Below are 22339 nucleotides of genomic sequence, written 5' to 3'. Positions count from 1 at the left end.
CATTCAACCAGCGGAGCTTGTGCAACTTCACCGCCCGGTGAGGTTGCACAAGTTCCGCATCCGCATTTTGAAGGAAGAGATACCCATGTCCCTTACCGCAGAACAGACCAGCAAGATCATTGCTGACTACGGCCGCGTGCCGAACGACACCGGTTCGCCGGAGGTGCAGGTGGCCCTGCTGTCCGCCCGCATCGACCACCTCACCGGTCATTTCAAGGAACACAAGCAGGACCACCATTCGCGTCGTGGCCTGCTGCAGCTGGTGAATCGCCGCAAGAGCCTGCTTGCCTACCTCAAGGATCGTGACCTTGGCCGCTACCAGGCCCTGATCGAACGCCTCGGCCTCCGCCGTTAATCGGACAAGGACACAACACAGTGGCGAAAGTAACCAAGTCATTCCAGTACGGTAATCACGAAGTCACACTGGAGACGGGCGAAATCGCCCGCCAGGCGTCCGGTGCGGTCATGGTCAGCATGGGCGGCACCGTCGTGCTGGTCACCGCTGTCGCCGCGGCCAAGCCGCGCGAGGGGCAGGATTTCTTCCCGCTCACCGTCGACTACGTCGAGAAGTTCTACTCGGCCGGCCGCATCCCGGGCGGCTTCTTCAAGCGCGAAGGCCGTCCGACCGAGAAGGAAACGCTGACCTCGCGCCTGATCGACCGCCCGGTCCGCCCGCTGTTCCCGGACGACTACAAGAACGAAGTGCAGGTCATCGCCCAGGTTGTCTCGCTCAACCCCGAGGTTGACGGCGACATCGTCGCGATGCTGGGCGCCTCCGCTGCGCTGTCGCTGGCCGGCATCCCCTTTAAGGGCCCCATCGGCGCCGCCCGCGTCGGCTATGTCAACGGCCAGTACGTGCTCAACCCGACGCACACCGAGCTGAAGACGTCCGACCTGGACCTCGTCGTCGCAGGTACCGCCGGTGCCGTGCTGATGGTCGAGTCCGAGGCCAAGCTGCTGTCCGAGGAGGTCATGCTCGGCGCGGTGATGTTCGGCCACAAGCACATGCAGGCTGCGATCAACGCGATCGCCGAGCTCGCCACCGAAGCGGCCAAGCCCGCGTCAACCTGGCAAGCGCCGGCACGCAACGAGTCGCTGGTCGCAGCGCTCAAGGGCGGCGTCGGCAACAAGCTCGAAGAAGCCTTCCAGGTGCGCGACAAGCTGCAGCGCCGCGACGCGATCGCCGCGATCAAGGCCGACGTGCTCGAATCCCTGAAGGGCCAGGCCGAGGCGAACGCCTGGTCGAGCGCCGAGCTGTCGAAGGAATTCGGCGAGCTCGAGTACCGCACCATGCGTGACAGCGTGCTCAAGACCAAGGTGCGCATCGACGGCCGCCAGCTCGACGACATCCGCCCGATCAGCGTGCGCGTCGGCGTGCTGCCGCGTACCCACGGCTCGGCGCTGTTCACCCGCGGCGAGACCCAGGCACTGGTCGTGGCCACGCTGGGCACCACTCGCGACGCGCAGATCATCGACGCGCCGGAAGGCGAGTCGAAGGATCCGTTCCTGTTCCATTACAACTTCCCGCCGTTCTCGGTGGGCGAGGCCGGCCGTTTCGGCGCCCCGAAGCGTCGTGAGATCGGCCACGGTCGCCTTGCCAAGCGCGGCGTGCAGGCGGTCAAGCCCTCGATCGAGGAATTCCCGTACGTGCTGCGCGTGGTCTCGGAGATCACCGAGTCCAACGGCTCGTCCTCGATGGCCTCGGTGTGCGGTTCCTCGCTGGCCATGATGGACGCCGGTGTGCCGCTCAAGGCGCCGGTGGCCGGCATCGCCATGGGCCTGGTCAAGGAAGGCGGCGACTTCGTCGTGCTGTCGGACATCCTGGGCGACGAGGACCACCTCGGCGACATGGACTTCAAGGTGGCCGGTAGCGCCGATGGCATCTCCGCGCTGCAGATGGACATCAAGATCGACGGCATCACCGAAGAGATCATGAAGGTGGCGCTGGAGCAGGCCAAGCGTGGCCGCCTGCACATCCTGGGCGAGATGGCCAAGGTCATCAGCACGCCGCGTTCGGAGATGAGCGAGTACGCCCCGCGCCTGCTCACCATCAAGATCCATCCGGACAAGATCCGCGAGGTCATCGGCAAGGGCGGCGCAACCATCCGCTCGATTACCGAAGAGACCGGCACCACGATCGATATCAGCGACGACGGCACCGTGATCATCGCCTCGGTCAACCGCCTGGCGGCCGACGAGGCCAAGAAGCGCATCGAACAGATCGTCTCCGACGTCGAGCCGGGCCGCATCTACGAGGGCAAGGTCGCCAAGCTGATGGACTTCGGCGCGTTCGTGACCATCATGCCGGGCAAGGACGGCCTGGTGCACGTCTCGCAGATCTCTTCCGAGCGCGTGGAGAAGGTCTCCGACAAGCTCAAGGAAGGCGACATCGTGAAGGTCAAGGTGCTCGAAGTGGACAAGCAGGGCCGCATCCGCCTGTCCATGAAGGCCGTGGCCGAGGATGAAGCCGCCAACGGCTGAGTTTCCGAGGTGCGATAGCGCATCCGATCCAGCAGAAAGAAAAAGCGGGCCCATCGGCCCGCTTTTTTTTTTGTGCTCGCCGCAAGCACACCCCTGCTCTTGCAGGATCCCCCATCGAGGCGATGTTCTTTCAACCGGATGGCAACAGAACGTCGCCCACGAGTGTGCCTGGCAAGGCACCCCGGCGGCCGCTTCGCAAAGTCACTGCCATACCGTTTTGGTACGATCCCTGCGATTCCCCGCAAGGCGCACCCGTGACCGCGCACAACCCTGCCAGCGATTTTGAAACCCTGAGCCGCCAGGTATGGGAGGCCTGGGGCCGCCAGTGGCCCAGTCCTGCCACCGCGCCCGCCAGCATGCCCGGCACGGACGGCCTCAAGGGTTACCTCGACTGGATGCAGCAGGCTGCCGCGGCCATGACCGGGCAGGGCGCCCATGTCCCCCCGCCGGTACCGCCGTTCGCTGGCTGGACCATGCCTGGCATGTGGACCATGCCTGGCATGGACGCCGCTCCCAGCGGCCTCGATGCGCTGCGCGGGCTGCTCGACACTCCTGCTTTCGGCCACACTCGCGAGCAGCAGGCCCAGCAGCAGGCGCTCCTGGGCGCGTTGCTCGACCACCAGCAGGCGAACGCGCGTTACCAGGAATTGCTTGCCCGCGCCCAAGCCCAGGGCGCCGAACGAATGCAGCGCAAGCTGGCCGAACCCGGCTTCCAGATCGATTCGCTCAAGTCCATGTACGACCTGTGGGTCGATGCCGTGGAGGAGTCTTATGCGGAGATCGCTTTGTCGGACGAGTTCCGCGAAGCCTACGCTGCGCAGGGCAACACGCAGATGCGTGTGCGCCAGTTACAACGGCAGCAGGTCGAGCAATGGTGCCGCGACGTCGGCCTGCCGACGCGCAGCGAGGTCGATACACTGGGCGAGCGCCTGCAGGCGCTTCGCCGTGAGCTGAAACGCATGCAGGCGGCCGGTCGCGATGCTGCCGCTGGGCCGGCAGTAAAGACGCCCAAACGCAAGACGGCTACCACTCGGGCCAAGGCCAAGCCCGCTCCCGCCGCCGGTCGCGCGCCACGTAAGCCCCGCTGAGACATTCCATGCATACGCTGGATCCCGCCCGCATCCTCGACGAAATCACCGCGTTCCAGCGCAAGCTCGCCGCCGGTGCTGCCAGCCTGCGCGGCCTGACGGAACCGGCCTATGCCGACACCCCTCGTGAGGTGGTCTACCGCGAGGACAAGCTCACCCTCTGGCGCATGCGCGGCGGGCGCGGGCCGACGTCGAAGACGCCATTGCTGATCGTCTACGCGTTGGTCAACACGGTATGGATGACCGACCTGCAGAGCGACCGCTCGCTGGTGCGCAACCTGCTCGAGCAGGGTGAGGACGTCTACCTCATCGACTGGGGTTACCCGGACGGCGCCGACCGATGGTTGACCCTGGAAGACTACATAGACGGCTATCTCGATCGCTGCGTCGATGCCGTTCGCGCGCAGGCCGGCGTGGATGCCATCGACCTGCTTGGGATCTGCCAGGGTGGTGCGTTCTCGCTGTGCTACACGGCGCTGTATCCAGCCAAGGTGCGCAACCTGGTCACCATGGTCACGCCGGTGGACTACCACACGCCCGACAACATGCTCTCGCACTGGGCGCGCGACATCGACGTCGACCTGTTCGTGGACACGCTGGGCAATATCCCGGCGGCACTGATGAACTGGGTCTACCTGACGCTCAAGCCGGTGCGCCTGCTGCAGCAGAAGTACGTGAACCTGGTCGACATCCTGGACAACCCGAAGGAACTGGAGAATTTCCTGCGCATGGAGCGTTGGATCTTCGATTCGCCCGACCAGGCCGGCGAGGCGTTCCGCGAATTCGTCAAGGATTTCTTCCAGGCCAACAAGCTCGTCAAGGGTGGCCTCGCGATTGGCGGCAAGCCGGTGGACCTGGCGCGCATCACCCAGCCCATCCTCAACATCTACGCCGAACAGGATCACCTGGTCCCACCCGATGCCTCACGCGCGCTCGGACTCCACGTGGGCAGCGACGACTACACGGAACTCGCGTTCAAGGGCGGCCACATCGGCATCTACGTGTCGGGTCGTGCGCAGCGCGAGGTGCCACCGGCCATCCATCGCTGGCTGCGCGAGCACGGATAGTCGTAGGACGGGCCTCAGCCCGTTCCGCGCAAGGGTGGTGGGCCAAACCCATCCTGCGCGCGGTGCTCGAGCCGCGTGCTAGGCTTTTCGATTACGCCGGAACCGCCTGCCCATGAACACCTCCATCGAATCCCTCCGCGAGCACGACACCATTCGCGCCGTGCAGTGGCGTGGCGATTGCCTGTGCCTGCTCGACCAGCGCCTGTTGCCAGCCGAGGAGCGCTGGATCGAGTGTCGCGATGCCCACCAGGTCACCCAGGCCATTCGCGACCTGGCCGTGCGCGGCGCGCCGGCGATCGGCATCGCTGCCGCGTGGGGCGTGGTGCTGGCGGCACAACAAGGTGCGCCGCTCGATGATGTGCTGGCCACACTGCGGGCCGCCCGACCGACCGCAGTGAACCTGATGTGGGCGCTGGATCGCATGAAGACCCGCATCGCCGCCGGCGCGGATGCCACCGCGCTCGAGCGCGAAGCGCAGGCGATCCAGGACGAGGATCTGGCCGCCAACCGCCACATGGGCGAGCTGGGTGCGGCGCTGATCGCGCCCGGCTCGGGCGTGCTGACTCATTGCAACACCGGCTCGCTCGCCACCGCCGGTTACGGCACCGCGCTGGGCGTGATCCGCGCGGGTGTCGCAAGTGGGCGCATCGACGAGGTGTTCGCCGGGGAGACACGCCCGTGGCAGCAGGGCGCACGCCTGACCATGTACGAACTGGTGCGCGACAGGATTCCCGCGCACCTGATCGCCGACTCGGCCGCGGCGCATCTGATGCGCTCGGGCAAGGTGCAATGGGTGATCGTCGGCGCCGACCGCATCGCCGCCAACGGCGACACCGCCAACAAGATCGGCACCTATCAACTGGCCATCGCCGCGCGCCACCACGGTGTCCGTTTCATGGTGGTCGCACCGTCCTCGACGGTCGACATGGCCACGTCCGACGGCGAGGCGATCGAGATCGAACTGCGCCACGCCGACGAGTTGCTCGCCACCGGCGGACGCCGCACCGTAGTCGAGGGAGCGCAGGCCTGGAACCCGGTGTTCGACGTCACACCCGCGGAGTTGATCGATGCAATCGTTACCGAGCGTGGGGTGATCGAGCGGCCCAACGCGGTAGCCATGCAGGCGATGTTCGGCCGGTGAGGTTGCGTCGCGAAGCCGGGCTGTTTGCGATCGGCGGCGTGCTCGGCCTGCTGGTGGACGCCGGCACAGTGCAGGCGCTGGTCGGCTGGGGCCAGTGGGATCCGTACCTGGCCCGCGTGCTGTCCTTCCTGCTGGCGGCCACGGTGACGTGGGCCTGGAACCGGCGGCACACCTTCGCCCATCGCGCGAGTGGTCACTCGCCACTGTCCGAATGGCTGCACTGGATGGGACTGATGGGGCTGGGCGCGTGCGTGAACTACGCCGTTTACGTGGCCCTGCTGCTGTCCTTCGAAACGCTCGGGCGATGGCCGGCGCTGGCCGCGGCGGCCGGGTCGGCGGTGGCTGCGCTGGTCAATTTTTATACGGCGCGGGGCGTGCTTTTCCGGCGGTCAAAACAGGCTGGCTAACCAGCTGATTTCAAAGGTAAAAATAAGGGCCTTCCAAACGCATTCGTGATACAATTTCACGATTGCTTGAGGGCCGCGCAACCGCGCGCATGCAGCGTCCGTTGCGCGGCCTTTTTTGGTTCCACGGAAGCCACTGGGAAGCCGATTGATGGCAGAACTCGCCAAAGAAGTCATCCGCGTCAACATCGAAGACGAGATGCGCCAGAGCTACCTCGATTACGCCATGAGCGTGATCGTGGGACGCGCCCTTCCGGATGTACGCGACGGCCTCAAGCCCGTGCATCGCCGCGTGCTTTTTGCGATGAACGAGCTGGGCAACGTCTGGAACAAGCCCTACAAGAAATCCGCCCGCGTGGTCGGTGACGTGATTGGTAAGTACCACCCGCACGGCGACGCGTCGGTGTACGACGCCATCGTGCGCATGGCCCAGCCGTTCTCGCTGCGCTACATGCTGGTCGATGGCCAAGGCAATTTCGGTTCTGTCGACGGCGACAACGCGGCGGCCATGCGATACACCGAGGTGCGCATGTCGCGCCTCACGCACGAACTGCTGGCCGACATCGACAAGGACACGGTCGACTTCGGGCCGAACTACGACGAGAGCGAAAGCGAGCCGCTGGTGTTGCCCACCCGCGTACCGAACCTGCTGATCAACGGTTCGGCAGGCATCGCGGTCGGCATGGCCACCAACGTGCCGCCGCACAACCTCAACGAGGTGATCGCCGGCACCATCGCGCTGATCGACGAGCCTTCGCTGTCGGTCGACGAGCTGATGCAGTACATCCCGGGCCCGGACTTCCCGACCGCCGGCATCATCAATGGCGCCGCCGGCATCGTCGAGGCCTACCGCACCGGCCGCGGCCGTATCCTGGTGCGCGCGCGCACCGAGATCGAGACCGAAGCCAACGGCCGCGAGACGATCCTCGTCCACGAGTTGCCCTACCAGGTGAACAAGGCGCGGCTGATCGAAAAGATCGCCGAGCTGGTCAAGGAAAAGAAGATCGAGGGGATCAGCGAGCTGCGCGACGAGTCCGACAAGGACGGCATGCGCATCGTGATCGAGGTGCGCCGCGACGCCATGGGCGACGTCGTGCTCAACAACCTGTTCCTGCAAACGCAGTTGCAGGTGACCTTCGGCATCAACATGGTGGCGCTGCTCGATGGCCAGCCGCGCCTGCTCAACCTTAAGGAAATTCTCGAGGCGTTCATCCGCCACCGTCGCGAGGTGGTGACCCGTCGCACCATCTTCGAGCTGCGCAAGGCCCGCGCCCGCGCGCATATCCTCGAAGGCCTGACCGTCGCGCTGGCCAATATCGAGGAGATGATCGAGCTGATCCGCAGCTCTGCCTCGCCCGCCGAGGCACGCGAGCGCATGCTGGAGCGCAAGTGGCAGCCAGGCATGGTCAGCACGCTGCTGGCCGCCGCCGGCGCCGAAGCGTCGCGGCCGGAAGAGATGGATCCGCGCGATGGCCTCAAGGGCGATGGCTACCAGTTGTCCGAGGTGCAGGCGCAGGAAATCCTGGCCATGCGCCTGCATCGCCTGACCGGGTTGGAGCAGGAGAAGCTTTCCGACGAATACCGGCAGATCCTGGAAACCATCCGCGGCCTGATCGAGATTCTGGAGAATCCCGAGGTCCTGCTGAAGGTGATCCGCGAGGAACTGGAAGTCATCAAGGCCGAGTACGGCGACGCGCGCCGCACCGAGATCCAGCACTCGCAGGAGGATCTCAACGTCCTCGACCTGATCGCGCCGGAGGACATGGTCGTCACGCTGTCGCACACCGGTTACGTCAAGCGCCAGCCGGCCAGCACGTACCGTGCGCAGAAGCGCGGTGGCAAGGGCCGCTCGGCCTCGGCGCTCAAGGATGAAGACGTCGTCGAGCAGCTGTGGGTGGTCAACACCCATGACACGCTGCTCACCTTCACCAGCACCGGTCGCGTCTACTGGCTCAAGGTCTACCAGATGCCGGAGGCGGGCCCGGGCGCGCGCGGCAAACCGATCGTCAACCTGCTGCCGCTGACCGAAGGCGAAAAGGTGCAGGCGGTGCTGCCGATCCGCGAATACAGCCCGGACTGCTACGTATTCTTCGCCACCCGCAGCGGCACGGTGAAGAAGACCCCGCTCACCGAGTTCGCCTTCCAGCTGCAGCGCGGCAAGATCGCGATCAACCTGGACGAAGGCGATGCGCTGGTCGACGTCGCGATCACCAACGGCAACAGCGACATTCTGCTGTTCGCCTCCAACGGCAAGGTGAATCGCTTCGACGAGAACACCGTGCGTTCGATGGGTCGCACCGCTACCGGTGTGCGTGGCATGCGCCTGGCCGAGGGCGCCGACGTGGTGTCGCTGATCGTGGCAGCCGAAGGCGACATCCTCACGGCCACCGAGCGTGGCTACGGCAAGCGCACGCCGCTGGAGGAGTTCACCAAGAAGGGCCGCGGCACTCAGGGCGTGATCGGCATCCAGTGCTCCGAGCGCAACGGCGCGCTGGTGGCCGCGGTGCAGGTCACCGAGGGCCACGAGCTCATGCTGATCTCCAACCAGGGCACGCTGGTGCGCACCCGTGTCGGGGAAGTTTCGCAGCTGGGGCGCAATACCCAGGGCGTCACCCTGATCCGCCTGCCCGCGGATGAGAACCTGGTCAGCGTGGTGCGGCTGGATGCCGAGGAAGCCAACGGCGAGGACACCGAGACTGCCGAGGGTGCCCCGCCGGAAGGGCCGGCGCCCGCACAGGAGGGGCCGGAGGCCTGATGGAATGAAGAAAGCCCCGGTTCGCCGGGGCTTTCTTTTTTGGTGCGCTTGCAGGAGTCGCAGGCTAGCGTCGGTCGATCGAGTACTTCCCCGGGCCGGTGACGCACAACAACAGCAGGCCGCCGACGATCGAGATGTTCTTGTAGAAGTTGATCATGTTGGCCATGCGATCGGCGCCTTCCATCGTCCAGTAGTGGTGCCCGATCAACGCGGTGCCAAGCGTGTACAGGGCCAGCAGCAGGGCGAGCGGCCGCGTGCAGAAGCCGAGCACGATCGCCAGGCCCACGAAGAACTCCATGAGGACGACCACGGCGGCCGCCAGCGTCGGCACGGGCAAGCTTAGGCTCGCCATGTAGCCGACCGTTCCCGAAAAGTCGGTCAGCTTGCTCCAGCCGAACAGCACGAACAGGACCACCAGAAGGATCCGGGCGAGCAGGATCACTTCGTTACTGACCTTGTCGAACAATACGTACCGCATGGCAGCGCTCCTTTGGCGATCGGACGGATATGGCCAGGACTTGCTGGTGTTGCGTACCGCGGGCGGATCGTAACTCCTCCACCCACCGCGCGTCGCGATCGCGCGGCGGTCGCCGATCCGAACGCGTCAACCGGCCGTTTTCGCCTCGGACGCCGTGATCGCCTGCAGCATCGCTTCGGCGGTCGACACTCGGAATTCGCCCGGCGCTTCCACGTGCAGCTGCCGCACCACGCCGTCTTCGGCATACAACGCGAAGCGGCGGGCGCGCAGGCCCATGCCGTAGGCGGTGCCGTCGAACTCAAGTCCCAGCGCGCGCGTGAAGCTTCCGTTGCCGTCAGCCACCAGTTTCAGGCCCGGCGGCACCTGTTGCACGGCCGCCCAGGCCTGCATCACATAGGCGTCATTCACGGCCATGCCGACCACGTCGATACCACGTTCCTGGAACGCCCGGTAGTGCTGCACGTAGCCGGGCAGGTGGTGGTCCGAGCAGGTGGGCGTGAAGGCGCCGGGTACGGCGAACAGCACCACCCGGCCTTGCTTGAACAAGCTTGCGGTGGGCAGGCGCCGCACCGGAGCGCCGTCCTCGATCACGGCCACTTCGAGGTCCGGCAGGGCCTGGCCGATCTGGATAGTCATGGGGTTTGTCCGTGGGGTGGGGCCGGCATCGTAAACCCGGCCAGCGACGCCTGTCGCCTTGAATCGGCGGCGCGCGCACCTACTTTTGGGGCAAGCGGCGGCTGCCGTGACCCCTTTTCTGGAGGACCAAGCCCATGAGTTCGAACCGCAATCCGATGTGGAACGCCGCCAATGCGTTTCCCGAGGAGATCCGCCACGCCTTCGACCGCTTCTTCCAGCAGGACGAGGCCGACCCGTCCAACGTGGTGACCAGCCAGTGGGCGCCGCGCGTGGACATCAAGGAAGAAGACAGGCGCTTCGTGATTTTCGTCGACGTCCCCGGTGTCGATCCGGCGAACATCGAGGTCAGCATGGAAAAGGGGATCCTGACCATCAAGGGCGAGCGCACCGTGCAGAACCAGGAGCAGACCGGTCGCTTCACCCGGATCGAGCGGGCACACGGCACCTTCCATCGCCGCTTCGCGCTGCCGGACAGCGCCGATCCGGAGGGCATCACCGCGGTCGGCCGGCACGGCGTGCTCGAAATCCTGATACCCAAGCGTGCGGAGACCACGCCGCGGCGGATTTCCATTTCCACCGAACACGGTGGCGGCTCGAGTGGCGGCTCCAGCAGCGGCAACCACTGAGCGGCTACCGTAGCGTGATCCGGGCGGCCCCTCGCGGAGTGCATCCGCGGTGGGCCGCCTGCCTGCGCAGTTTTGCCGAGGAAGGCCAGTGGAATTCAAAGACTATTACGACATTCTCGGGGTAAAGCCCGACGCCACCGAGGCCGAGATCAAGTCGGCCTACCGCAAGCTGGCGCGGCAGTACCACCCGGACAAGAACAAGGAACCGGGCGCGGAGGAGAGGTTCAAGGCGATCAACGAGGCCAACGAGGCATTGCGCGACCCGGAAAAACGTCGCACATACGACCAACTGCGCGCCGGTGGCTACCGTGGGGGCGAGCAGTTCCGTCCGCCGCCGGGTTGGGGGCAGGGCGGCGGCTTCGAGTTTGGCGGAGCCGGCGACGGCGATTTCAGCGATTTCTTCGAGAGCCTGTTCGGCCGTGCCGGAGGCGGGGCGCGTGGTCAGTCGAGGCCGCGCCGCGGCCGTGACGTGCAGGCGCAGGTGCAGATCGACCTGCAGACCGCCTTTGACGGCGGACGCACACGTCTGGCGCTGCAGGATGGCGGCAGCGAGCGCGTGCTGGAGGTGAAGATTCCGGCCGGCATCCTGCCCGGTCAGGTGATACGCCTGACTGGCCAAGGCCAGCCGGGCGCCGCCGGCGGCCCGAACGGCGACCTGATGCTGGAAGTGATGCTCCGCGAAGACCCGCGGTTCAAGCTGGACGGCCGGAACGTATCGCACGTGTTGCCGTTGGCGCCATGGGAGGCGGCGTTGGGAGCCACGGTGCCGGTACCGACGCTGGCGGGAACCGTGGACCTGCGGATTCCGGCAGGCTCGCAATCGGGGCGCAAGTTGCGCCTGAAAGGCCGTGGCCTACCGGGCAACCCGGCGGGAGACCAGTTTGTGGAGCTGTCGATCCGTACGCCCGCCGCCGAAAGCGACGCCCAGCGCGAGGCCTACGAGGCCCTGCACAAGCAGTTCCAGGGCTACGACCCGCGCGCCTGACGCTTTGGCGCCCCCTCTCCTCTCGGGGAAGAGGGCTGGGTGAGAGGCCGGTCTCGCGGGAAGCTGACGATCGAAAGATTGAACGTGAAATCCGCTCGCGCCCCGGTGAACGATGGTCGCGAGTGGCCCTGCTCGACCCTCCCTTCCGGGAGGGCTAAAGGCCCTGACAGGAAACATCGGACGGATTCCGACTCGCGGCGATCTTCTTCCTTTCCCTCCGTGAGTGGACTAGGGAAAAGGTCGATCTTGCGGGATAGCTGCTTTCGGCCTTGGGGAAGCCGGTCGCGCGTGGGAGAGCGGTACTTGCAACCCTTCGCGAGAGGCGAAGGGCCAAAGGAAGTGTCAGACGGGCAGCAACGGCTTGATGGTGGCGACCAACTCGTCTTCCTTGATCGGCTTGGTCACGTAGGCCTTGGCGCCCTGGCGCATGCCCCACACGCGGTCGGTTTCCTGGTCCTTGGTGGTCACGAGCACGACCGGGATGTGCGCGGTGTCCGGATCCTTGCTGATGATGCGAGTGGCCTGGAAACCGTTGAGGTTGGGCATGACCACGTCCATCAGGATGAGGTCGGGACGTTCCCGCTTGGCCGCTTCGACGCCCGCAGCGCCGTCTTCGGCGGTCAGCGACTCATGGCCGAGCTTCTCGACGATGCGCTTGAGGCCCAGCAGCTGCGACGGGGAGTCGTCGACGATCAGGATTCGTGCCATGAGGTGGGGGTTCCTAGTAGTTGTCGTGGATTCTATGCCGCGAGCGGGGTGCTTCCAAGCGCGGGCTTCATCCGCCGCCGACGCGCACGACGGTGCGGCCGAAGGACTGGCCGGCCAGCATGCGCTCGAACACGGCCGGCAACTGCTCCAGCGTGACTTCGTCGGTGGCGATGCGGTCGAGGTGACGGGGCTTCCAGTCGTCGGCCAGGCGTTGCCAGATGGATTCGCGCAGGTCGCGGGCGGTACCGGCCGATGCGATGCCGAGCAGACTCACGCCGCGGATGATGAAGGGCATGACGGTGCTGTCGAAGGCGATGCCGCCGGCGTTGCCGCAGATCGCCACGTTGCCGTAGGGTGCGATGAGCGGCAGCAGGCCGGCCAGCATCGGACCGCCGACATTGTCCAGCGCGCCGCCGAAACGGGCCGAATCCATCGGCTTGCCGCTGAAGGCGAGCTGGTGGCGGTCGATGCACTGGCTGGCGCCGAGGCTTCTAAGGAAGTCGAAATGGTCGGCCTTGCCGCTGATCGCGTGAACTTCGTACCCGGCGCGGCTGAAGATGTCGATCGCAAGTTGACCTACGCCACCGCTGGCGCCAGTGACGGCAATCGGGCCGATAGCCGGCGTCTGCCGATTGTCCTGCATGCGCAACAGGGCCAGCGCCGCGGTGAATCCGGCGGTGCCCAGGATCATGCTCTCGCGCAGGGTCAGGCCGGGGGGCAGCGGGATGGTCCAGCTTGCATCCAGCCGGGCATACTCGGCATAACCGCCGTCGCGCGTCTCGGACAGGCCGCTGCCGGTGCACAACACGGCGTCGCCTTCCCTGAACGCCGGATCGGTCGAGGCGACCACATGGCCGGCCACGTCGATGCCGCCGTTGAGCGGGTACTGACGCAGGATCTTGCCCTTGCCGGTGCCGGCCAGCGCGTCCTTGTAGTTGACCGAGGACCAGGCGGCCTGTACCAGCACCTGGCCCGGCGTGAGTGCATCCGTGCCCATGGTTTCGATGCTGCTGCGGTAGCCGGCCGGGTCGTTTTGGATGCGCATGGCGCGGAACGCGTTGGTCGGGCTCATCCTGCCTCCTGCACTCAGGCGTCGATGCTGCGGTCGTCCACCCATTTGGGCAGGTAGCGACCCTCGTAGCTTGCCATCCAGTCGAACAGCGCGCCCATGTCCTGACCGAACCAGACGTCCTCGCGCTGCTCCGGCCGCACGAAGCGCTCGGCGACCATGTGGTCCATCATCGCGCTCAGTTGCGTGTAGTAGCCGCGTACGTCGAGGAAGCCACAGGGGTAGCGGTGCAGGCCCAACTGGGCCCAGGTGAGCATTTCGAACATCTCGTCCATGGTGCCGAAACCGCCGGGCAGGGCGACGAAGGCGTCGGAGAGCTCATACATGCGCGTCTTGCGCTGGTGCATGGTCTCGACCACCACCAGTTCGGTCAGCTCCGGATGGGCGACCTCCAGGTCGACCAGTTGGCGCGGGATAACGCCGATCGCCTTGCCACCGGCGGCAAGCACCGCGTCGGCCACGGTGCCCATCAGCCCGACCTTGCCGCCGCCGTAGACCAGGGCGATACCGCGCCGGGCCATCTCGGTGCCGAAGGCGCGGGCCTGCTCGACGTAATCGGGATGGTTGCCGCTGCTGGAACCGCAGTAGACGCAGATGGCGGTGGGTTGGGGCATGGGTATCCGGTTGGCAGGTGCTGTGCTGTTTCTTTGTTCGTCATTCCCGCGAAAGCGGGAATCCATCTTGCTCTGGTATCGAAGCCAAATGGATTCTCGCTTTCGCGGAATGACGCCTTCGAGGTACGGAGGGCATCCATTCAACGGAACGGCCCGCCCATGTCGCCACGAGCGGGCCGTTCGGCCGTCCGGCGGGCAGTCAGTTGCCCTTGTGGATGGCGCGCTTGTCGACCGACAGCGCGGCCTCGTGCACGGCCTCGGACAGCGTCGGATGGGCGTGGACGATGCGCGCGAGATCCTCGGACGAACCCTTGAACTCCATCGCCACGACGCACTCGGCGATCAACTCGGACACGCCCGGGCCAACCATGTGCACACCCAGGATGCGGTCGGTCTCGGCATGGGCGAGCATCTTCACCTGGCCGATCGCTTCGTTCATCGCCACGGCACGGCCGATGGCGGCGAACGGGAACGTGCCGACCTTGTAGGGCACGCCTTCGTCCTTGAGTTGCTTTTCGGTCTTGCCGGCCCAGGCGATTTCCGGCTCGGTGTAGATCACCCACGGCACGGTATCGAGGTTGATGTGGCCGGCCTTGCCAGCGATCCACTCAGCCACCGCCACGCCTTCCTCGGAACCCTTGTGCGCGAGCATCGGGCCGCGCACGGCATCGCCGATCGCCCACACGCCATCGACGCCGGTGTGGTTGTGCTCGTCGACCACGATGCGGCCGCGCTCGTCAAGCTTGACGCCGGTGTCGGCGGCCAGCAGCCCGTCGGTGTAGGCGCGGCGGCCCACGGCCACGAGCAGCTTGTCGACGACGAGCGACTGCTCGCCGTCCTTGTCGGTGTAGCTCAGGTGCACGCCGTCCTTCTTCACCTCGGCCTTGGAGACCTTGGCGCCGAGCTTGATGGCCAGGCCCTGCTTGGTGAATTCCTTCAGCGCGATCTTGGCGACGTCGGCGTCGGCGGCGCCCAGGAAGTCGGGCAGCGCTTCGAGCACGGTCACGTCGGAGCCCATGCGCTTCCACACGCTGCCGAGTTCCAGGCCGATCACGCCGGCGCCGATCACACCCAGGCGCTTGGGCACCTCGGTGAAGTCAAGGGCACCCGCATTATCGACAATCGTCTTGCCGTCGAACTTGGCGAACGGCAGCTCGATCGGCACCGAGCCGGAAGCCAGAATCACGTTGGTGGCAGCGAGCGTCTGCTTGGAGCCGTCCTTGCCGGTCACCTCGACCTGGTTGCCCTTGAGCAGCTTGCCCTTGCCGTAGAAGGCGGTGACCTTGTTGGCCTTGAACAGCTGGCCGATGCCGCCGGTGAACTGCTTGACGATCTTGTCCTTGCGGCCGATGAAGGTGCCCAGGTCGACCTTGGCGCCCTCCACGCTGATGCCGTGGACCGGGAAGTTGTGCGAAATGTTCCAGAACTGGCGCGACGAATCGAGCAGCGCCTTGGACGGGATGCAGCCCACGTTGAGGCAGGTGCCGCCGAGGGCCTGCTTGCCGTCCTTGCCGGTGAAGTCGTCGACACAGGCGGTCTTCAGGCCCAGCTGCGCGGCGCGGATCGCGGCCACGTAGCCGGCCGGACCGGCGCCGATGACGATGACGTCGAATTGTTGGTCACTCATGCGAGGTTCCTTGCTGCATGTCGCGACCAAGTGAATCGCGGCATGGAATGAAGCGGAAAGTTACGGTGAGCGGGCTTCAACTGCACCGCCCACCATTAGAACTCCGTACCTATTTTGTCTTTGAGCGAGGGCGCTCAAAGACCGAGCAGCATCCGCTGCGGGTTCTCCAGCTGGTCCTTGATGTCTACCAGGAACAGCACCGCGTCCTTGCCGTCGATGATGCGGTGATCGTAGGAGATGGCGATGTACATCATCGGCGCGGCGATGACCTGGCCGTTCTCGACGATCGCGCGCTCCTTGATCGTGTGCATGCCCAGGATCGCGCTCTGCGGCGGGTTGACGATCGGCGTGGAGAGCAGCGAGCCGAAGGTGCCGCCGTTGGTGATGGTGAACGTGCCGCCTTGCAGGTCGTCCAGAGCGAGCTTGCCGTCACGCGCCTTCTTGGCGTAGTCGGCGATGCCCTGCTCGATGTCGGCGAAGCCCATGTCCTGCACGTCGCGCAGCACCGGCGTCACCAGGCCCTTGTCGGTGGACACGGCAATCGAGATGTCCTGGTAGCCGTGGTAGATGATGTCGTTGCCGTCGACCGACGCGTTGACGATCGGGTGGCGCTTGAGCGCCTCGGCGGCCGCCTTGACGAAGAAGCTCATGAAGCCGAGCTTGATGCCGTGGGTCTTCTGGAACTGCTCGCCCAGGGACTTGCGCATCTTCACGACCTCGGCCAGGTTCACCTCGTTGAACGAGGTGAGCATGGCGATCGAGTTCTTCGACTGCATCAGGCGCTCGGCGATCTTGGCGCGCATGCGGGTCATCGGCACGCGCTCTTCGGGGCGGGCACCCGGGGTCGGCCTGGCAGCCGGTGCGGCCGGAGCCGGGGCAGCGCCGCCTTTCCCATAGTTGACCAGGTCTTCCTTGGTCACGCGGCCATCGCGACCGGTGCCGGCGACCTTGGACGGGTCGATGTTTTCCTCGCTGGCGACGCGACGGCCGGCCGGGGACAGTTCGTCCACGCCCTTGCCGGTCTTCGGCGCCTCGGCCTTGGCGGGCGCGGCGGCTTTCGGTTCTTCCTTCGCAGCGGGCGCGGGGGCTGGCGCGGCAGCGCCTTCCTCCAGAATGGCGATCACCTGCTGGCTGTTCACCGTGTCGCCGGCCTGGTGCCTGATCTCCTTGAGCACGCCGTCGACCGGCGAGGGCACCTCCAGCACCACCTTGTCGGTTTCAAGGTCGACCAGGTTCTCGTCGCGCTTGACCGCCTCGCCGACCTTCTTGTGCCAGCTGGCGATGGTGGCGTCGGAAACCGACTCGGGCAGGACGGGGACTTTGACTTCGATGGACATGACGGGTCCTTAAGGGTGAGCGCCGATCCGGGCGCGGCACATAGCGGCCATCCTGGCCGCATTGATCCGGAAAAGCTTACTCCGCCGCCTGGTCGTCGCCGATCGGCGCAACCAGCGCCTGCTCGACGAGCGCCGTCTGTTCGGCGGTATGGGTGTTCAGGTGCCCGGCGGCGGGGGCCGGTGAGCGGCCGCGGCCCGCGTAGGACAGGCTGTGCTTCGGGCCGGCGCACGCCTGCAGGTGGTGGCGGATCTGGAACCAGGCGCCCTGGTTCATCGGTTCCTCCTGGCACCACACCACTTCCTTGGCGGAGGGATACTTGGCCAGCTCCTCGACCACGCGCGGGCGCGGGAACGGGTAGAGCTGCTCGACGCGCACGATGGCGACGTCCGTGAGTCCGCGCTTCTCCGCGTCCTCCAGCAGGTCGTAATAGACCTTGCCCGAGCAGAGCACTACGCGCTTGACCTTCTTGGGTGCCAGGTCGCGGTGCTCGCCGATCACCAGCTGGAACTCGCCACTGGCCAGCTCGTCCAGCGAGGAGACCGCGAGCTTGTGGCGCAGCAGCGACTTGGGCGTCATCACGATCAGCGGCTTGCGCACCGGGCGCACCATCTGGCGGCGGATCATGTGGAAGGCCTGCGCCGGCGTGGTCGGCACGCACACCTGCATGTTGTCCATCGCGCACAGCTGCAGGAAGCGCTCCAGGCGGGCGGAAGAATGCTCCGGGCCCTGGCCTTCGTAGCCGTGCGGCAGGAACAGCGCCAGGCCGCACAGCCGGTTCCACTTGGCCTCGCCAGAGCTGATGAACTGGTCGATGACCACCTGCGCGCCGTTGGCAAAGTCGCCGAACTGTCCTTCCCAGATGTCCAGCGTCTGCGGGTCGGTCGTGGCATGGCCGTACTCGAACGCCATCACCGCTTCCTCGGAGAGCAGCGAGTCGATGATCTCGACGTCGGCACCCGCGCGCACGGTGGCCAGCGGCATGTAGGTGTGGCCATCCTTCTGGTCGTGCAGCACTGCGTGGCGATGGAAGAAGGTGCCGCGGCCGGAATCCTGGCCGACCAGGCGCAGGTTATAGTCCTGGTCGATCAGCGTGGCGTAGGCCAGGTTTTCGGCGAAGCCCCAGTCGGCCGGATGCTCGCCCGCGGCCATCTTGCGGCGGTCGTCATAGATCTTGGCCACGCGCGGCTGCAGCGTCACGTCGGAAGGCAGTTCCAGGATGCGATTGGCCAGCTCCAGCAGCTTCTGCTTCGGCACGCCGGTATCGGTCCTGGTGGACAGCTTGCCGCCGATGAAGCGGCTCCAGTCCACGTGCACATCGCGTCTCGGATCCGGATCGAGCGCGGTCATCGACCCACCGGCTTCCAGGCGGTCGCGGTAGGTGTCGAGCTCCTTCTGTGCGTCGCCTTCGGCCAGCACGCCCTCCTTCACCAGTTGCTGCTGATAGAGATCGCGGGTGGTCGGACGCTTGCGGATGATCTGGTACATCACCGGCTGCGTCGCCGCGGGCTCGTCGGCCTCGTTGTGGCCATGACGGCGGTAGCACACCAGGTCGATCACCACGTCCTTGCGGAACTGCTTGCGGAAGTCGTAAGCCAGGCGGGTGACTTCGATCACCGCTTCGGGGTCGTCGCCGTTCACGTGCAGCACCGGCGCGTTGACCATCTTGGCCAGGTCGGTGCAGTACAGCGTGGAGCGCGCGTCCTGCGGGTTGGAGGTGGTGAAGCCCACCTGGTTGTTGATCACGATGTGCAGGCTGCCGCCGATCTTGAAACCGCGCGCCTGCGACATCTGGAACAGCTCCATGTTGACGCCCTGGCCGGCGAAGGCCGCGTCACCATGGATCAGCACCGCCATCGACTGGGCGTGCTCGCCGTCGTGGCGGCGGATCTGCCGCGCATGCACGGAGCCGGCGACCACCGGGTTGACGATCTCCAGGTGCGAGGGGTTGAACGCCAGCGCCACATGCACGCCGTTGCCCTTGGGCGTCCTCACGTCGGCGGAGAAGCCCATGTGGTATTTCACGTCGCCCGAGTGGGCCGGGTCATCCGGGTGCTCGAACTTGCCCTCAAACTCGTCGAACAGGGTCTTGGGCGGCTTGCCGAGGATGTTGACCAGCACGTTCAGGCGCCCGCGATGGGCCATGCCGATGACCACGTCCTTTACGCCGCTGTCCCCGGCGGAGCTGACGACGTCGTCGACCATCGGGATCAGGCTGTCGCCGCCTTCCAGCGAGAAGCGCTTCTGGCCGACGTATTTGGTGTGCAGGTAGCGCTCCAGGCCTTCCGCGGCGGTCAGGCCCGCCAGCACGCGCTTCTTGCCGGTAGCGTCCAGGCCGGCGCTGCCGTTGGCCTGCTCCAGCCGGGAGTAGATCCACGCGCGCTGCGCGTGGTCGGAGATGTACATGAACTCCGCGCCGATCGTGCTGGCGTAGATCTTCTTCAGGCGCGCAAGCAGTTCGCGCAGCTTCATGCGCTGGCCGCCGCCGGCGAACGTGCCGCAGTCGAACTCGGTGTCCAGATCCGCGTCGGACAGGCCGTGGAAGGCCAGCCCCAGGTCCGGTGCATCCATCTTGTTGGCCAGGCCCAGCGGGTCCAGGTTGGCGGCCAGATGGCCGCGCGAACGGTAGGCGGTCAGCAGGCGCAGCACGCCGGCCTGCTTGCGGGCATGGGTGTCGTCGACCGGGGCGCCTGCGGCGCGGCGTTGCTTCTGCGCCGCCTCGATGCGCGCGATGACGGACGAATGTGGGGTGTCGCTGCCACGACCCTTGAACGATTCGAAGTAACCGGCCCAGTCGGCGGTGACCGACGCGGGGTCGGCCAGCCAGGACTCGTACAACTGTTCGACGTAATCGGCGTTGCCGCCAGCGAGTTGGGAGGACTCGGAAAACTCGCGAATCAGGTTCGTGCTCACGTCACCACCGGCAGGGAAGGGAGGCTTTGCGGCCGTCCGACTGGGGAAGGGCGGAGGGCCGTATGCAATCTTAACGATTATACGCCGGGCCTGCTGCGCCGCGGCAAGCCGGACAACGCTTCGGAGGTCGCGCTGCGGGCGCGGATTTCAAGGGCCGGCACGCGCGGATTGGCATGGGGTGGTGCCTGTGGGCATCCGAAGGCCCGGGCGTTGCTTCGAGCAAGGATGCAGTGTTTGTTCAGTTGGCTGCCCACGACGCCGGCTTGTGTCCGGTGCGGTTGGCGACAGCGCCGGGGCTACGACGGCGGCACCCTCGAACTTTTGTCCCGAGCGGCCGACGGAAGCGGGATTACGTCCGGACGTGCGCCGCGGCGACAATCGCGTCCTGCAACTGCGTGGGCGTGAACGGTTTGGACACCACGATCACCCCTTCGGGCGCGCCGGAAATCGCGTCCTTGTCGGCATAGCCGCTGATGATGATGCCCGGCAGCCCCGGCTTGACCGTGCGCAGCTTGCGGATCACTTCCGAACCCGACACCAGTGGCATGGCGTAGTCGCTGATGATGAAGTCGATCGCCTGAAGGTGGTCGGCCTGGATCAACTGGCTGACGTGTTCGCCATCGGCGGCCGTGACGACGCGGTGGCCCAGGTCCTCCAGCATCGCCGCGGTCGTGGCGCGCACGCCTTCGTGGTCGTCGACGAGCAGGATGTGGCGCCCGCGGCTGCTCGCGGACGCGCCGTCGATCGCAAGGGGGGGCGGGCGGCGCGCGGCCTCGGGCGCGCGCGGCAACCACACCTCGACGACGGTGCCCTGGTCCAGATGGCTTTCGATGCGCATGGTGCCGCCGGACTGCTGGGCGAAGCCGTAGACCATGGACAGGCCCAGGCCCGTGCCCTTGCCGACGGCCTTGGTGGTAAAGAACGGCTCGGTGACGCGCTCGAGCATGTCGGGGGGAATGCCGCAACCGGTGTCGGAGACCGCCAGCACCACGTAGTCGCCTGCGGCGGCCTCGTTGCCGTCGCCGATGCTCACGTTGCGGCATGCGATGCGGATCTTGCCGCCTTCGGGCATGGCGTCGCGAGCGTTGATCGCCAGGTTCATCAGCGCCAGTTCGAGTTGGGTCTCATCGGCGTAGGGCGACCACAGGTCGTCCTGCAGCTCCCATTCCAGCGCGACCAGTCCGCCCAGCGTGTATCCCAGCAGCTGCGTGACGCTGCTGGACAGCTCGGCCATGTCGATGTGCGCGGGCTCGAGCTTCTGCTTGCGGGCGAAAGCCAGCAGCCGGGAGACCAGCTCGGCGCCCTGCTGGGCGGCGTGCCGGGTCATGTCCAGCACCTTGCGCTGGTCATCGGCGAGCGTGACGCGCCGCTCGATCAGGCCCAGGCCGCCGAGCACGGCGGCCAGCAGGTTGTTGAAGTCGTGCGCGATGCCGCCGGTCAGCTGGCCCAGCGCGTCCATCTTGCGCACGTGCAGCAGCTGCGTTTCGAGGTTCTTGCGGTCGGTGACGTCGAGCAGGGTGCCGGCGTACTCCAGCGGGCGGCCATCGGCGTCACGCAGCAGCACGGCCTGGTCGAGGAAATGCTTGTAGGTGCCATCGGCGCATTGCCAGCGGTACTCGACCGCATAGGCACGGCCCTGGCGTCGCGCACTCAGGGCGTCGGCGACGCGACCGCGGTCCTCCGGATGCAGCCGGTCCAGCCACAGCGTCGGCGTGGCGACCACGTCGTCGTAGCTGAATCCCGTGACCGCGGTGAAATTGCCGCTGACGAACTTGGGCATCCGTGGCGTTGCATCCTGGTCCTCCAGGTAGAGCACCAGCGGCAGCGAATGGATGATCGCCGCCTGGCGCTGTTCGGCCAGCCGCAATTCCTGCTCGGCGCGCAGGCGCTCGGCGTTCGCACGCAGGTTGGCATCGAGCAGTTCCTGCTCCTGCCTGGCCTTGCGGCGCACCTCGCGGGTCATCATGTATAGATCGACGAACACTGCCGCCTTGGAGCGCAGCACCACCGGCTCGACCGGCTTGAACACATAGTCGACCGCGCCCATGGAATAGCCGCGGATCAGGTGTTCGGTCTCCTTGTTGACCGCCGACAGGAAGATGATCGGTATGCGCTTGGTTTGCTCGCGCGCGCGGATGATCTGCGCGGTCTCGTAGCCGTCCATGCCGGGCATGTAGACGTCCAGCAGGATCACCGCGAACTCGCCCTTGAGCAGTTGCCTGAGCGCGTCCTCGCCGGAACGGGCGAGCACCACGTCGGCGATGTCTTCCAGCACGGTCCGGATGGCCAGCAGGTTGCGCTCGTCGTCGTCGACGATGAGGATGCGCGCGCGCTCCGGCGGTTCGGCCGGGCGGCCGCGCCGCGTGGCGGACGGGGATTGGCGGGAAACAGGTACGTTCATGGGTTTCCTGG

At 66.3% G+C, this 22339-nt stretch carries 18 protein-coding genes; 9 read left to right on the top strand and 9 right to left on the bottom strand.

The features are described 5' to 3' along the window. Window positions 1-85: 85 nt before the first annotated feature. The 7 genes from rpsO to gyrA all read left to right on the top strand — a co-directional run bounded on the left by rpsO (window position 86) and on the right by gyrA (window position 8936). On the top strand, window positions 86-355 hold the full coding sequence (gene rpsO, locus ACFWZ4_RS02315; protein WP_231320547.1) for a 30S ribosomal protein S15: 270 nt from the start codon (window positions 86-88) through the stop codon (window positions 353-355). A gap of 20 nt (window positions 356-375) precedes the next feature. Further along, window positions 376-2481, top strand: a complete 2106-nt coding sequence (pnp, locus tag ACFWZ4_RS02310; protein WP_439703130.1) for a polyribonucleotide nucleotidyltransferase — start codon at window positions 376-378, stop codon at window positions 2479-2481. Between the two features lie 254 nt (window positions 2482-2735). Next, a complete protein-coding gene (locus tag ACFWZ4_RS02305; RefSeq protein ID WP_439703129.1) occupies window positions 2736-3569 on the top strand; it encodes a poly(R)-hydroxyalkanoic acid synthase subunit PhaE in 834 nt (277 codons plus the stop codon). Between the two features lie 8 nt (window positions 3570-3577). Next, entirely contained in the window at window positions 3578-4636 is a 1059-nt protein-coding gene (gene phaC / locus ACFWZ4_RS02300) for a class III poly(R)-hydroxyalkanoic acid synthase subunit PhaC (protein ID WP_439703128.1), read from the top strand. A gap of 112 nt (window positions 4637-4748) precedes the next feature. After that, a complete protein-coding gene (mtnA, locus tag ACFWZ4_RS02295) occupies window positions 4749-5777 on the top strand; it encodes an S-methyl-5-thioribose-1-phosphate isomerase (protein WP_439703127.1) in 1029 nt (342 codons plus the stop codon). Further along, the gene (locus tag ACFWZ4_RS02290; RefSeq protein ID WP_439703126.1) at window positions 5774-6184 is read left to right on the top strand and encodes a GtrA family protein; all 411 of its coding nucleotides are present in this window, start codon (window positions 5774-5776) and stop codon (window positions 6182-6184) included. Before mtnA ends, ACFWZ4_RS02290 begins: the two co-directional genes overlap by 4 nt. Before the next feature lie 148 nt (window positions 6185-6332). Beyond that, the gene (gene gyrA, locus ACFWZ4_RS02285; RefSeq protein ID WP_439703125.1) at window positions 6333-8936 is read left to right on the top strand and encodes a DNA gyrase subunit A; all 2604 of its coding nucleotides are present in this window, start codon (window positions 6333-6335) and stop codon (window positions 8934-8936) included. Window positions 8937-9000: 64 nt separating this feature from the next. Here gyrA and ACFWZ4_RS02280 read toward each other — a convergent pair whose 3' ends face one another. Both ACFWZ4_RS02280 and ACFWZ4_RS02275 read right to left on the bottom strand, forming a co-directional pair. Then, complete coding sequence (locus ACFWZ4_RS02280; protein WP_439703124.1) at window positions 9001-9414, bottom strand: DoxX family protein; 414 nt, start codon at window positions 9412-9414, stop codon at window positions 9001-9003. Window positions 9415-9540: 126 nt separating this feature from the next. After that, window positions 9541-10050 (bottom strand): peroxiredoxin, encoded by a 510-nt coding sequence (locus tag ACFWZ4_RS02275; RefSeq protein WP_439703123.1) that lies wholly within the window; start codon window positions 10048-10050, stop codon window positions 9541-9543. Between the two features lie 134 nt (window positions 10051-10184). Here ACFWZ4_RS02275 and ACFWZ4_RS02270 point away from each other — a divergent pair, with 134 nt between their 5' ends. Both ACFWZ4_RS02270 and ACFWZ4_RS02265 read left to right on the top strand, forming a co-directional pair. Then, on the top strand, window positions 10185-10676 hold the full coding sequence (locus tag ACFWZ4_RS02270; protein ID WP_439703122.1) for an Hsp20/alpha crystallin family protein: 492 nt from the start codon (window positions 10185-10187) through the stop codon (window positions 10674-10676). A gap of 88 nt (window positions 10677-10764) precedes the next feature. Then, window positions 10765-11661, top strand: a complete 897-nt coding sequence (locus tag ACFWZ4_RS02265; RefSeq protein WP_439703763.1) for a DnaJ C-terminal domain-containing protein — start codon at window positions 10765-10767, stop codon at window positions 11659-11661. 342 nt (window positions 11662-12003) lie between these two features. On the opposite strand, the gene pilH is transcribed toward ACFWZ4_RS02265, so the two are convergent. The 7 genes from pilH to ACFWZ4_RS02230 form a co-directional block, all read right to left on the bottom strand. Then, a complete protein-coding gene (gene pilH, locus ACFWZ4_RS02260) occupies window positions 12004-12369 on the bottom strand; it encodes a twitching motility response regulator PilH (RefSeq protein WP_231320527.1) in 366 nt (121 codons plus the stop codon). Window positions 12370-12436: 67 nt separating this feature from the next. Further along, window positions 12437-13441: a YhdH/YhfP family quinone oxidoreductase gene (locus ACFWZ4_RS02255; protein ID WP_439703121.1), complete on the bottom strand. Its 1005-nt coding sequence runs from the start codon at window positions 13439-13441 to the stop codon at window positions 12437-12439. Window positions 13442-13455: 14 nt separating this feature from the next. Further along, entirely contained in the window at window positions 13456-14052 is a 597-nt protein-coding gene (locus ACFWZ4_RS02250) for a TIGR00730 family Rossman fold protein (protein ID WP_439703120.1), read from the bottom strand. Between the two features lie 199 nt (window positions 14053-14251). Further along, entirely contained in the window at window positions 14252-15679 is a 1428-nt protein-coding gene (gene lpdA, locus ACFWZ4_RS02245) for a dihydrolipoyl dehydrogenase (RefSeq protein WP_439703119.1), read from the bottom strand. 134 nt (window positions 15680-15813) lie between these two features. Then, window positions 15814-17016, bottom strand: a complete 1203-nt coding sequence (gene odhB / locus ACFWZ4_RS02240) for a 2-oxoglutarate dehydrogenase complex dihydrolipoyllysine-residue succinyltransferase (protein WP_439703118.1) — start codon at window positions 17014-17016, stop codon at window positions 15814-15816. Between the two features lie 76 nt (window positions 17017-17092). Then, window positions 17093-19927: a 2-oxoglutarate dehydrogenase E1 component gene (locus tag ACFWZ4_RS02235; RefSeq protein ID WP_439703117.1), complete on the bottom strand. Its 2835-nt coding sequence runs from the start codon at window positions 19925-19927 to the stop codon at window positions 17093-17095. Between the two features lie 349 nt (window positions 19928-20276). After that, window positions 20277-22328 (bottom strand): response regulator, encoded by a 2052-nt coding sequence (locus ACFWZ4_RS02230; RefSeq protein ID WP_439703116.1) that lies wholly within the window; start codon window positions 22326-22328, stop codon window positions 20277-20279. Between the last annotated feature and the right edge of the window lie 11 nt (window positions 22329-22339).

Source organism: Frateuria sp. GZRe12, from assembly GCF_051900535.1.
Taxonomy (GTDB): Bacteria; Pseudomonadota; Gammaproteobacteria; order Xanthomonadales; family Rhodanobacteraceae; genus Frateuria_A.
The sequence above is the reverse complement of the archived record's forward strand: the minus strand, read 5'-3'. Positions and strand labels throughout refer to the sequence as shown.

What these genes read in the sequence shown, in the direction of transcription:
- ACFWZ4_RS02275 (WP_439703123.1), bottom strand. Translation starts at nt 10,050, where the DNA reads ATGACTATCCAGATCGGCCAGGCCCTGCCGGACCTCGAAGTGGCCGTG.
- ACFWZ4_RS02270 (WP_439703122.1), top strand. Translation starts at nt 10,185, where the DNA reads ATGAGTTCGAACCGCAATCCGATGTGGAACGCCGCCAATGCGTTTCCC.
- gyrA (WP_439703125.1), top strand. Translation starts at nt 6,333, where the DNA reads ATGGCAGAACTCGCCAAAGAAGTCATCCGCGTCAACATCGAAGACGAG.
- pilH (WP_231320527.1), bottom strand. Translation starts at nt 12,369, where the DNA reads ATGGCACGAATCCTGATCGTCGACGACTCCCCGTCGCAGCTGCTGGGC.
- phaC (WP_439703128.1), top strand. Translation starts at nt 3,578, where the DNA reads ATGCATACGCTGGATCCCGCCCGCATCCTCGACGAAATCACCGCGTTC.
- lpdA (WP_439703119.1), bottom strand. Translation starts at nt 15,679, where the DNA reads ATGAGTGACCAACAATTCGACGTCATCGTCATCGGCGCCGGTCCGGCC.
- ACFWZ4_RS02255 (WP_439703121.1), bottom strand. Translation starts at nt 13,441, where the DNA reads ATGAGCCCGACCAACGCGTTCCGCGCCATGCGCATCCAAAACGACCCG.
- ACFWZ4_RS02230 (WP_439703116.1), bottom strand. Translation starts at nt 22,328, where the DNA reads ATGAACGTACCTGTTTCCCGCCAATCCCCGTCCGCCACGCGGCGCGGC.
- rpsO (WP_231320547.1), top strand. Translation starts at nt 86, where the DNA reads ATGTCCCTTACCGCAGAACAGACCAGCAAGATCATTGCTGACTACGGC.
- ACFWZ4_RS02250 (WP_439703120.1), bottom strand. Translation starts at nt 14,052, where the DNA reads ATGCCCCAACCCACCGCCATCTGCGTCTACTGCGGTTCCAGCAGCGGC.
- mtnA (WP_439703127.1), top strand. Translation starts at nt 4,749, where the DNA reads ATGAACACCTCCATCGAATCCCTCCGCGAGCACGACACCATTCGCGCC.
- ACFWZ4_RS02280 (WP_439703124.1), bottom strand. Translation starts at nt 9,414, where the DNA reads ATGCGGTACGTATTGTTCGACAAGGTCAGTAACGAAGTGATCCTGCTC.
- odhB (WP_439703118.1), bottom strand. Translation starts at nt 17,016, where the DNA reads ATGTCCATCGAAGTCAAAGTCCCCGTCCTGCCCGAGTCGGTTTCCGAC.